The organism is Shewanella inventionis, from assembly GCF_019931735.1.
GTDB lineage: Bacteria > Pseudomonadota > Gammaproteobacteria > Enterobacterales > Shewanellaceae > Shewanella > Shewanella inventionis.
The window spans coordinates 1,041,771-1,054,144 of the sequence record NZ_CP082926.1; the positions used below are offsets into that span (position 1 = coordinate 1,041,771).

9 protein-coding genes and 1 tRNA gene are annotated in these 12,374 nt (G+C 43.4%); 5 read left to right on the plus strand and 5 right to left on the minus strand.

What is annotated here, in order from left to right:
• Positions 1-821 precede the first annotated feature (821 nt).
• From K8B83_RS04755 to K8B83_RS04765, 3 genes are all read right to left on the minus strand, one after another.
• A complete protein-coding gene (locus K8B83_RS04755; RefSeq protein ID WP_188740649.1) occupies positions 822-2,237 on the minus strand; it encodes a site-specific integrase in 1,416 nt (471 codons plus the stop codon).
• Between the two features lie 208 nt (positions 2,238-2,445).
• A tRNA-Ser gene (locus K8B83_RS04760) sits at positions 2,446-2,535 on the minus strand.
• A gap of 247 nt (positions 2,536-2,782) precedes the next feature.
• On the minus strand, positions 2,783-4,936 hold the full coding sequence (locus K8B83_RS04765) for a M3 family metallopeptidase (protein ID WP_188740648.1): 2,154 nt from the start codon (positions 4,934-4,936) through the stop codon (positions 2,783-2,785).
• A gap of 323 nt (positions 4,937-5,259) precedes the next feature.
• On the opposite strand from K8B83_RS04765, the gene K8B83_RS04770 reads away from it, so the two are divergent.
• Positions 5,260-5,520 (plus strand): DUF5062 family protein, encoded by a 261-nt coding sequence (locus K8B83_RS04770; protein WP_188740647.1) that lies wholly within the window; start codon positions 5,260-5,262, stop codon positions 5,518-5,520.
• Positions 5,521-5,618: 98 nt separating this feature from the next.
• Here the strand turns inward: K8B83_RS04770 and K8B83_RS04775 are convergent, their stop codons facing one another.
• Positions 5,619-6,320 carry a DUF3157 family protein gene (locus tag K8B83_RS04775; RefSeq protein ID WP_188740646.1) on the minus strand — a complete coding sequence of 234 codons (702 nt, stop codon included), beginning with the start codon at positions 6,318-6,320 and terminating at the stop codon, positions 5,619-5,621.
• Between the two features lie 298 nt (positions 6,321-6,618).
• On the opposite strand from K8B83_RS04775, the gene hcp reads away from it, so the two are divergent.
• Both hcp and K8B83_RS04785 read left to right on the plus strand, forming a co-directional pair.
• Positions 6,619-8,277: a hydroxylamine reductase gene (hcp, locus tag K8B83_RS04780; RefSeq protein ID WP_223419274.1), complete on the plus strand. Its 1,659-nt coding sequence runs from the start codon at positions 6,619-6,621 to the stop codon at positions 8,275-8,277.
• Positions 8,278-8,389: 112 nt separating this feature from the next.
• Positions 8,390-9,583, plus strand: a complete 1,194-nt coding sequence (locus tag K8B83_RS04785; RefSeq protein ID WP_223419276.1) for a hybrid-cluster NAD(P)-dependent oxidoreductase — start codon at positions 8,390-8,392, stop codon at positions 9,581-9,583.
• A 115-nt stretch (positions 9,584-9,698) separates the two neighbouring features.
• Here K8B83_RS04785 and K8B83_RS04790 read toward each other — a convergent pair whose 3' ends face one another.
• Positions 9,699-10,235, minus strand: a complete 537-nt coding sequence (locus K8B83_RS04790) for a GNAT family N-acetyltransferase (RefSeq protein WP_188740642.1) — start codon at positions 10,233-10,235, stop codon at positions 9,699-9,701.
• A 91-nt stretch (positions 10,236-10,326) separates the two neighbouring features.
• Between K8B83_RS04790 and K8B83_RS04795 the strand changes: the two genes are divergently transcribed.
• Positions 10,327-11,673, plus strand: coding sequence for a M20 metallopeptidase family protein (locus K8B83_RS04795; protein WP_223419278.1), 1,347 nt, complete (start codon positions 10,327-10,329; stop codon positions 11,671-11,673).
• 69 nt (positions 11,674-11,742) lie between these two features.
• Complete coding sequence (locus tag K8B83_RS04800) at positions 11,743-12,252, plus strand: peptidylprolyl isomerase (protein WP_223419280.1); 510 nt, start codon at positions 11,743-11,745, stop codon at positions 12,250-12,252.
• The last annotated feature ends 122 nt before the right edge of the window (positions 12,253-12,374 follow it).

Sequence of the window (12,374 nt, forward strand, 5' to 3'; positions counted from 1 at the left end):
TCTACAGCCTCAACAGCTTATTAAAGGGCCAAATAAATTTAAAGTCGGCCGTTTAAGTTATTGATTAATATCATCCTACATTTGCTATCTTATTGAAGTAAAGCAATTAATTGTGCCTAACAGACAAAAACAAACCGAGGTTGCGCGTAAAGTAGAATTTTGGCTCAGTACACTAAAAATTAAAGCCAATAAAATCAGATGATTACGATTTTTCTATTTTTAATACGATACAACTAAAGAACGATTTTAAATCGTTTTTTAGTTGTAAATCGATGAAATCCCATTATAACTGTACATAAAAACAGTGCGTACCATATAAAAGTGTCCCAGCTGATTTTATCTTTCACTCTTTTGACTTTTTCACATGCGCAGCATGTGGCTGTTGGGGTTAAGGGGTTCTCCCCTTGCCCGTAGCTCCTATCCGACCTTTTTGGAACAAAAAGTGGGATAGGAGCGTACCGGGTTACGTTGTAGTCCCACTTAATAAGTGGGCTGTTTTGGCTTCGCACTCACTGAGTGCGAAGCGGTTTAAATTGCATTCTTTAAGTGAACAGTTACGTGAAATGAGCGTGAAATTAACACGAAAAAAGGTGAAATTTCGATTTCTCAGCAAGATGTATTATCGATTTTCGCCCGTAGGATTTGATAAGTGCGGCTGAGAAATGATGTCGCGGGTACGTTTCATCATTTCTCAGTCGATTTTTGCCGCTGTGAGAGCAAATTTTGGCGTATAAAGTCACTCAGGATTTACTGACTGTTGTCATGATTAACGCTCTACGGTTTATCTTTTCAGCAAAAATCCTCTCATATAATCCCACTTCTTATACTGGTAGAAATAAATTCAATGTGTAACTGACTTTATCCACCACTGGTTTGAGTGTTTTCACATCATATTGCTTGCCGTATCGTCCATAGGTGATGTTGTGATAAACGTGTCCAACAAGCTGTGCCACCATCGACTCTTCTGTTTGCAGTTGTTTCAGTTCATCAATAAAGGTGTGACGGAATGAGTATGCTGTAGGTCGTTTACCTGCAACAAAGTGAAGTTGGTCGAGTAATTTGCCAAACTCACGGCAGAATCTGTGCGACCAAACACCATCGCTACTGGGTTGATAATGAAATAACGGGCTGTTTGTTAAATGACTATTTTTTAACTGACAGCTTTTTGATGTTCGGTCAGTAATGGTTTGAACGAAATCAATAAAACCAAGCTCAATGAGTTTTTGATGTAGCGGAACCGTTCGTTTTGACTGAGTTGTCTTGAGTTGTTGGCTCATGCCCTCATTAGTCACGTGAATGACGCTTATGCCATCGATTACGGCTATATCATTGCTGTGTAGCTGACAAGCCTCTGAAGGCCTTAGACCGTGATAGAGCATCAATAGTGTTATCCATTTAAAGTCAGGGTGCTTATCAATAAAGTCTTGTGATTGCAGTACGTGTTTTAGTTGCTCTGGTTGCCAGCGTTGGCGCGCTAGGTCATGCCCTGCTTGATTGCTTGGCTTTGATAGTTTCACTTCATCAAACGGGTTGGCGGTGGTGTAGCGCATCAGTTTGCACCACTTAAAGAACTGCGACACCGCAGCTAAGTAGTCTTTGTTACTTTTGTGGCTTCTGCCCTCTTCAAGTAAGCAATCCTTGTATTCCATCGCCTCAGCGCTGGTTATGTCGAATACATCATCTAGGTGGGTTCTTTCAATAAAGTGGCCTATACGTTGATTAAGCTGCTTTACCGTTAACACTGAGACAGACTGCTTTTGTTTAGACGCAATAAACTTAATCAACGCATCAGTTAATGTGACGTTAGCGACTGAATTTGTTTGCTTTTTACTACTCGAATTATTTGAGAATGCCAAGTTTGTTGGTGAGGGATAATTGTCATATGTCGCACTATTATGTGCTAATTGCGTTGGTCGAGTGGGAATAAACTGAATGATTTCCCGCACAGGCTTGGCATTTTCATCAAGCGTTTCTGTTGCCCCAACAAAGCCTGCACGGGCATCATTAATCAATTGATTAACGTGTGCTTTAAACGCATCTGGCTGTGATTGTGGGGTTAAGTTGCTGATTAATGGCCGTAAGATACCCGCAACGACAAGATTACGGCCTATAGCGATGGAGCGCTGTTTAGTGAGCAGGGATACTTTGATGTCGGCAGAGAAGCCTTTATCACGCAGATAAGCAGGCAACACCATGCGGGTGTAATAGGTACAATTTGTGGCTCGAAATAGGTACATATGTCTCAGTCATCCGTATTTGGTCTGAGAATATGATTTTTCAAATGCTAGAAAGCAAAAAAGCCATTGATTATCAATGGCTTTTTCACTTTATAATGTGGCGGAGGGATAGCTTGCTTGTAATAAAGAGGAACCCATGGGTTCAAAGTCCTATCTTTCGCCCAAATAAAAAGGCCTTATCTTTCGATAAGGCCTTTTTATTTGAATGTGGCGGAGGGATAGGGATTTGAACCCTAGAACGGGGTAAACCGTTGCCGGTTTTCAAGACCGGTGCATTCGACCACTCTGCCATCCCTCCGAACGCGGTGAATAATAAGGGTATTGACGAAAATGTAAAGCCTTGATGTGTGCGATGGCGCAACAAATGTGCAATATCACTCAAAAAAGACTACGTTTGCGTAATATTTACTCTTTTACTCTGCTTAATGCGATTGAATATGTTGCTTCTACCACGGTTTGCTTTGGTGCGTTCTGTTTTTATTACTGCATTTGTTAGTAACCTCTACTGCCAAATTGGGCGGTAGAGGTTGAGATAACAAATCGTGCTAGTGCACTAAACCACGACGCTTTAATAGCGCGTCTGTTGAGGGCTTTTTGCCGGCAAAGTCGATGTAGCTTTGCATAAGATCCTGGCTGTTACCTTTTGACAATACAGCATCACGGTATTTTTGGCCGTTCTCTTCGGTGAGTCCACCATTGGCCATCATGTAAGCAAACGAGTCTGCCGCTAACACTTCTGTCCATAGATAGGCGTAGTAACCCGCTGAGTAACCGCCGCCGAAGCTGTGGCTAAAGTAGGTGGTTTTATAGCGTGGTGCAATTGGGCCGTAGTCTAAACCGTGTTTGGCTAATGCTTGTTTTTCAAAGGCGGCAACATCGGTGATTTCAGTGCCAGCAGGAATAGAGTGCCATTCCATATCAAGCAGTGCAGCGGCTAGGTATTCAACTGTGCCAAATCCTTGGTTAAAGGTGTGTGCTTTTAATACTTTAGCCAGTAACTCAGCAGGGATCGGCTCGCCTGTTTGGTAGTGCTTAGCGTAGTTTGCTAGTACGGCAGGGTCGATGCTCCAGTCTTCGTTAGCTTGTGATGGAAACTCAACAAAATCACGTGCCGTTAATGTACCCGCTAGGCTTGGGTAGTTAACTTGTGAGTATAAACCGTGAATGGCGTGGCCAAACTCATGGAATAGAGTGCTCACTTCGTCAAAGGTTAACAGGGTAGGTTGGCCTTGCGCAGGCTTTGGAACGTTAAGCGCGTTGTATACTACAGGTTTGGTATTTTTTAAGAATGACTGATTAACTAATTCGTCCATCCATGCGCCACCACGTTTGCCTGGACGGGCGTACATATCAAGGTAGAACAAGCCTAGTGAACTGCCGTCTTTGTTAAAGATTTCGTATGCGGTTACATCTTGGTGCCATACAGGTAAGTCGGTACGTGACTTGAAGGTAATGCCGTAGAGTTTCTCCATGGCAAAAAACAGCCCGTCGGTGAGTACGGTGTTCATTTCAAAGTAGGGCTTAACAAGGCTGTCGTCCAGGTCATATTTTGCTGCACGTACTTTTTCAGCGTAATAGGCCCAGTCCCATGGCTCTAGGGTAAAGTCTTTACCGTCTTTAACGATTTCAGCTTGAATGTCTGCCGCTTCTATTTTGGCTTTTTCCAGGGCTTTTGGTGCTAGGTCATCAAGGATGCCATATACTGCTTCTGGGCTTTTAGCCATTTGGTCGCCTGTAGAATAGGCGGCCCATGTTGGGTAGCCTAATAATTTGGCTTTTTCTGCACGTAGCTGGGCAATTTTAATGTTTAATGGTGAGTTGGTGTCCATTGCACGATAGGCTGAGGTTTCCCAAAGCTTTTTACGTAGGTCGCGGTTTTTAAGACTAGACAGTAATGGTTGGGTTGTGGTGTTAACTAAGGTAATCATGTAACCGGTTTTGCCTGCTGCTTTTGCAGCAGCGGCTAATGATGCGATGTCATTGTCTGATAGGCCGTCAAGCATGGCTTTGTCTTCAACAATAATCACGTCGTCTTTAAATGATTTTAATACGTTTTGTGAGAAGCTGGTTTCAAGTTTTGCTAGTTCACCGTTTAGTTCACGCATTTTGGCTTTATCGTCTGCCGACAACTCAGCACCTGCACGCACAAAACGGTCGTAATACATTTCAACTAAACGTAAGTCTTCGCCTGTTAATGTCGCTTTGTTGTTGTAAATGGCTTGCACGCGAGCAAATAACGTTTCGTCTAGGTAGATGTTGTCCATGTGAGCGGTGAGCTTTGGTACAGCTTGCGCTTCAACATTGATGAAGTCGTCATCTGAAATTAAGCCATTAAGATTGAAAAATACCCGTTGTGTGCGGTCTAAAATCGCGCCGGTTTTTTCAAGTGCAACGATGGTGTTTTCAAATGTGGCTGCGTCGGCATTGTGAGTAATCGTTGCAATTTCTGTTTTGTGCTCTTGCATGCCTTGCTCAAACGCAGGTAAAAAATCGGCAGTGTTAATTTTGTCGAACTGCGGCGCCATATATTGTAATGGGCTTGGTGTTAACAGTACGTTTTCTGTTGTGGCAGTCGTTTTTGTTGTTGCTGTTGCTTCTGCGGTGGTTTTGCTTGCCATGGCGGTGTCTGTTGATTGCTCTGAACATGCACTGAGCATTAATGCTGCACTAACGGCAGTGGTGATAAGGGTTTTACGCATTGAAATATCCTTGGGCTCCGCCCGTTTGAAATGTTTTTATGCTGGTTCAGCATTATTTGTTGCGCTAAACATTGAAATAAAAACAGAATTAAATAACACCAAACTCATATTTGTTCACACTTAGCGGTTTGGTTTAGCCATATACAATAACAAGCCTACGCCCAAGCGCCTAGATTTATGGGGGGAAAGGTACATAATTTTTGTAACTAAAATTACCAATGGTGATGTTTGTTAGATTTTAGGACTCTTTAGAGCAAACTTGCGTGGCAATGGCGGTTTTTTCGCGTAGTTTAAAGGGATAAAAGGCATGATGAGGGCAACAGATGAAAACCGGTAAGCATGATAACCAATTACTCAAGCTCGCAATGGAGATTGGCGTAGGCTACGCGAAAAAGCGCGGCTTTGATGATTTTGGTAAAGGGATTTCACCTAAAGATAAGGTGGAGTGTATTTACCGTTTGTTAGTGCAAGATAAGCTAATACAGCCATTAGCTGAAGACAAAGATGATGGCCCTAACCGTAAACATAAATTGATCTTGTGGATTAGTAAGCAATTACCTAAAGATCATGAGCTTTTGAATTAAATAATCAGTGCTTTATGTTTAAAAAGCCCAAATGAATTGGTATTTCATTTGGGCTTTTGTTTTAACATTTGCCTGAGCAGCAGCTAAAAATAATTTTACTAACGCGATTCAATCTCAACAATTTTTAAGCTGATGAGCTGTTGTTGCCATTGCTGTTTGTTAATACCTTCAATCCACAATATTGGCGATTGGCGGTGCTGGCCTTTACGTAGATAGGTTTCAGGCATACGGAAAATGGCTTCCCATGCTTCTATGGTTTCGGTTTTAATTAAACTGCCTTGGTCGTTAAAAAAACTGGCTTCAACATTTACCACGGTAATGTGTTCGTCGCTGGTGCTGTCAAAATCAAATATAAGCCCTAATTTATCACCTTTCCATTGGGTACTGGCCAGCGTGATTTTTACGCCATCTTTGGCTGTGCTGCTGAGTAACTCTGGCTGCGCCATAGCGTTTGCGGTAAGTCGTGTTGTAAGAGCTTCTGTGCTGGTAACCGTTGCCTTGGCGACTTGCTCTTGTGTGCCCAGAGTCGCAAGTGAAGTGACCGACGGGGCAACTGCGGCGGCATTGGCTGTTTTCTCGTTGGCCTCAGGAGACATCGCCCCTGGGCTATCTGGCGCAATGACTTTTGGGCTAATGGGTTGGGCAACGGTTTCTGTAATGATGTATTCCCAGGTGAAGTCGTCTTTTAGGCGAACATGTGCGCCATTATCTAAAGTGATCACCGCAACATCAGCTGCCATTGCCGTAGGGGCGAGTAATAGAAAGAGGGCAGATGCTATCGTGTTGAGTTTGGTTTTCATCTATTCATCCTGTGTGATAGTCACTAATTCGTTAAGTCTACGTGCTTTTTATCAATAAATGGAAACTATTTTAAGTGAGATTCTACTCATCATCATGTGCAGAAAAAACAAGTGATTTTGGTATTTTAGCCGGCTAGCGCCAATTGATAGCCATATTGATATTAGTGTTTGCTAAAGGTGATATAGCTCATAAAACGAAACATTAGCATCAAAAATGGGTTTCGATTTACAAAGTAAAGAGTAAACTTATTCATAACATGTAAAATTTATACATGATTTAAATTTGAGGAGTAGAGTTATGTTTTGTGTGCAATGTGAGCAAACCATTAGAACACCCGCAGGCAATGGCTGTAGTTACTCGCAAGGTATGTGTGGCAAGTTGGCGTCAACGTCTGATATCCAAGACTTATTAATTTACATGCTTCAAGGTGTATCAGCTTATGCCGTTAAAGCCCGTGAGTTTGGCATTGTAGACAACAACATTGACACCTTTGTGCCAAAAGCCTTTTTTGCCACATTAACTAACGTAAACTTCGATGATGAACGCTTAATTGATTACGCTTATCAGGCGCAAACGTATCGCGACCAATTAAAAGCGGCTTACATTGCAGCCTGTAAAGGTAAGGGCGTTGAACCTGAAATAGTGAGCGCACAAGGCGAACTACTACTTGCCACTTCTAAGCCTGAGATTCTAGCCCAAGCACCAGTTGCATTGCTTAATCGCGGTGAAGTGCATGAAGACATTTTAGGCTTACGCTTATTATGTTTGTATGGCTTAAAAGGCGCGGCGGCTTATATGGAGCATGCTCGCGTTTTAGACCAAACTGATGTGGATATTGCGGCTGAGTTCCATCAAATTATGGCGTTTTTAGGTGAAGACTCAGTTGATGCAGACAAGTTATTTGCCACTGCAATGCAAATTGGCCAATTAAACTATCGCGTAATGGCGATGCTAGATTTAGGCGAAACTACTGCATTTGGTCACCCAGAACCAACACAAGTGAATACCAAGTCTGTTAAAGGTAAGGCCATTTTAGTGTCTGGCCACGACATGAAAGACTTAGAACTTATTCTTGAACAAACCGCAGGTAAAGGCATTAATGTATTTACCCATGGTGAAATGTTGCCAGCACTTGCTTACCCAGCATTTAAAAAGTATCCGCATTTAGTGGGTAACTATGGTAGCGCTTGGCAAAACCAGCAAAAAGAATTTGGTACCTTCCCGGGTGCCGTGGTGATGACCTCAAACTGTATTATTGACCCAAATGTGGGCGAATACTCTGATCGTATCTTCACTCGTAGCATTGTGGGCTGGCCTGGTGTGACTCATATTGAAGGTGAAGACTTCAGCGTAGTGATTAACAAAGCACTTGAGCTAGAAGGCTTTGCTTATGATGAAATCCCTCACATGATCACCATTGGTTTTGCGCGCAATGCATTAATGGCAGCAGCACCAACGGTTGTTGAAAACGTTAAAAACGGTTCAATTAAGCATTTCTTCTTAATTGGTGGTTGTGACGGCGATAAGGCAGAGCGTAGCTACTTTACTGATTTAGCCAAATCAGTGCCAGATGACACCATCATTTTGACCTTAGGATGTGGTAAGTACAAATTCAATAAATTGGAATTTGGCGATATCAATGGTGTGCCACGTTTATTAGATGTGGGCCAATGTAACGACGCTTACTCGGCGATTCAGTTAGCGTTAGCGTTAAAAGATATTTTTGAGTGTGACCTTAACGACTTACCGTTGAGCCTAGTGTTGTCATGGTTTGAGCAAAAAGCGATTGTGGTGTTGTTAACCTTGCTTTCTCTTGGGGTTAAAAACATTCGTACTGGCCCAAGTGCACCTGGTTTCTTAACTGAAAATCTTGCTAACATTCTTGAGCAACAATTTGGTTTGCGCACAACAACAGATGTTGAATCTGACTTAAAAGCAATGTTAAACGTGGCGTAATCAGCCATAACATCGTGCAGTTAAGTGAGCTTAACTGCACGATATCTATTAAAGGCGATAAGGCGCAATGCGTATCGCCACCTCTATTGTTTACTGCGTTAAAGGTATCAAAATGAGTAGTATCCCCTCTTTAGGTTTTTCTTTTTCACAAGCGCTTTCAGCTCAAACCGCAAAAAAGGCTCCAACTGTGAGTGAGCCTAAAGTTAACGTTGCCCCCGCTAGCGTGTTGCCGCAAGCACTGTTGGCAGCCGACAGCTGGCAACGAGGAGAGGTGCAACTGCGCTGTGTTGAAAAATGGAACGAAACTCATGATGTGGTGAGCTTTCGATTTCAGGGGATAACACCGGTTAAATTTAACTTTAAACCTGGGCAGTTTATTACCTTTAAACTCGACATTAACGGTGTTAAAACCTATCGCAGCTATACGATATCATCGTCACCTTCGCGGCCTTTTTCACTTGTTGTGACAGTTAAACAAATTGCTGGTGGTGTAGTGTCTAATTACTTAGCGCAGTCGCTTAATGTGGGTGATGAGGTCACGGTTACTGGCCCTGATGGGGTGTTTAACCTGGTTGATATTGTTGCCGACAAATATTTGTTTTTAAGTGCAGGTTGTGGCGTAACCCCCATGCATTCTATGTCGCGCTGGTTATGCGATACCACCACCGACAGTGATATTGCCTTTGTACACAGCGCTAAAAGTGTCGATGATGTGATATTTGCCGATGCTATGGCGTCAATGGCATCACGCAGCCAACAGTTTAATCTTAACTATGTGCTTGAGTCCGCTGACAACCAGCACCAGCTTACTGACAAATATGCGCAAACCGGTTGTGCGACGGGGCGGTTAACCCTAGAGGCGTTAACTAAATTGGTTCCCGATTATCAGCAGCGCACGGTGTTTGTGTGTGGCCCAGAGCCTTATATGGCAGCAGTAAAATTACTGCTGCAAGCAGCTGAGTTTGATATGACGCAGTTTCATCAAGAAAGCTTTGGTGACAGTAGCGCAATGGGTATTAAAGCGGCAACAGAGGGCAGGGCATCAACCGAGCAATTTATGTTGAGCATTGGTGATAAAGACATATCTCTCTCGGGCGATCAAACCTTATTAGAAGGCATAGAGTCTGAAAAATTACCGATTATTGCCGCGTGTCGCTCTGGCGTATGTGGTGCGTGTAAATGTCAGGTTATCTCGGGTACGGTAACATCTACCAGCCAAATGGCATTAACCGCAGACGAAATCGCCGCCGGTTTTGTGTTGGCCTGTTCAACTAAAATTACCTCGGATGTGCAGCTCAAAATGTAACGACTCATTCGACATGGTCAAATACTAACAATCCCTTAATAGTGGTTCTATTAAGGGATTTTTAATTAGAGAATATATACGATTTTAATGGCTTAATAGTCGCAACGTGTTTCGACTAAGCGTTATCTCCATAACTGCCAGTTTTGAGTGAAATAACATACCGATTAACGGTAAATTCGCCTTCTTGATACTGTGAGTGATAAACCATGCCTAACTTAGTTACCACATTAATTGAACCACTATTGGCGTCAACCACATCAGCATAAACAATGTCTAAATCCATATGCTTTTTGGCATAATCAATACAAGCTTGGTTGGCTTCGGTAGCCAAACCTTGGCCCCAATAATCGGGGTGTAAACGATAGCCTATATCGACCGCATTAATACGGGTTTCATTTTTAAAGCCGCAAAAACCAATCACTGTATTGGTGTCTTTTACGACGACTGCCCAGCGGCCAAAGCCATATTGCTTGTATTCTACCAGCCAAATATCGCGAATGATGTTTTCGGCATCACTTAACGTGTTACACACGCCTGCATCGCCAGTATATCGGTTCACTTGCTCCGGGGTATTAAAGTGCAATACTGCGGGGGCATCTGCGAGGGTAAATTCTCGAATAATGAGCCTTGGTGTTTCGGTAATCACCTTCATTGGGTTCCCTTATTTTTTATTATGTATTGGCAATGATGTCGTTAAAACGCTAGGTTAACATATTCAATTCCCGACATTTAAGAATAATAATATGACCCGCTTTCGTCTTGCTTATCCCTTATTAGCGCTTGCGCTTACTGCTTCGTCACTGTCATTGAATGCTGTTGCTGATACCAAGCTTGATCAGTCAGTGGCTCAAGCTTTACCTAAGCTTGAAAAGCTTTATCTGCATTTGCACCAGCATCCTGAGCTGTCGTATCAAGAAAAAGCCACCAGCGAGCGTATGGCCGCTGAGCTTAAGCAACTTGGCTTTGAGGTGACGGCTAATTTTGGTGGTTATGGTGTGGTAGGTATATTGCAAAATGGCGAGGGGCCGGTGGTGATGATCCGCGCCGATACCGATGGCCTACCGATTGTTGAACAAACCGGAAAAGACTATGCCTCAACCGTCACCACAGTTGATGCTAACAATAATACCGTGGGCATTATGCATGGCTGTGGCCACGATATTCACATGACCAGCCTTATTGGTGCAGCTGAGCAGTTGGTTAAGCACAAAGCTGATTGGCAGGGCACGTTAATGATGGTCGCCCAGCCGGCAGAAGAGGTGGGCGGTGGCGCTAAAGCCATGCTTAAACAAGGTTTGTTTAGCCAGTTCCCCACGCCCGATAGCATTATTGGGTTACATGTGAGTGCGTCAATTCCTGCGGGCAAGGTTGGTACGGTAAGCGGTTATGCACTCGCTAATGTCGACTCGGTTGATATTAGCATTAAAGGTAAAGGCGGCCATGGGGCTTATCCGCATGCCACGGTTGACCCTGTTGTGCTTGCTGCGCGCACTGTTCTGGCATTACAAACGATAGTGAGCCGCGAAGTGTCGCCGTTAGAGCCCAATGTGGTCACGGTAGGGTCGATTCATGGGGGTTCAAAACACAATATTATTTCAGATGAAGTAAAGCTACAGCTTACCTTGCGCTCATATAACCCTGAAGTACGCGAGCAACAAATTGCTGCGATTAAACGTATTACCGCCGGTATTGCGATGAGTGCTGGCTTGCCTGACGAGTTAGCGCCAGTAGTGTATGTGCATGACGATGAAACTATTCCATCAACGTATAATGATCCAATATTAGCCACTATGGTTAAAGCCAGTATTGAGGCCGAGCTTGGCAGTGACAATGTGCTTATTGCACCACCTGTGATGGCGGGTGAAGACTTTGGTTTATATGGCCTCACGCCAGAAAAACGCCCCATTACATTGTTTTGGCTTGGCGGCGTAAACCCTAAGCAATATCAGGCAAGTATTGACTCGGGTGAAGCATTGCCATCGTTGCATTCTAGCCAGTTTGCACCTGATTACTCACTCACGATCCGCACGGGCGTTCGTGCTATGACAAAATCTGCGATGGATTTATTTAATCAAAAAACAGGGCAATAAATTCGAACGTGATAACACTAATAGCGGCTATAATGGTCGCTATTATTGTTTTAACCTTGTGGGCATTTTATGATTATTTTTAGCACCAACCTTGGCGATTTTACTGTAGAACTGGACATGGAACGTGCACCGGTTACCTCAAAAAACTTTTTAAAATTTTGCCAAGATGGCTTTTATGAAGGCACAATTTTTCATCGGGTGATTAAAGGCTTTATGGTTCAGGGTGGCGGCTTAACGGCCAAAATGAAAGAAAAGCCGACTCGTGACCCTATTGCCAATGAAGCGAATAAAGGCCTTAAAAATGTGATAGGTACGTTAGCCATGGCGCGAACAGATGCGCCACATTCAGCAACTGGGCAGTTTTTTATTAACGTGGCCAATAATGACTTTTTAGACCATACAGGCACAACCAATGCGGGTTGGGGTTATGCTGTATTTGCCAAAGTGACCGCCGGGATGGATGTGATTCATCAAATTGAGCGGGTAAAAACCACCACTATTGCCGGCCATGAAGATGTGCCGCGCGAGCCAATCGTGGTTGAAAAAGTCACTATTGTTGATGAGCCAACGGTGGCTTAACTGGCTTTGCTTGAGTTATCTGGGATGAGCCTTTCGCAAGACTCATCCCAATAAAAAAGGTTCGACATCGCTGTCGAACCTTTTTTAATTTGCAGTTAAACGATAAAACCTAAGTCATATCA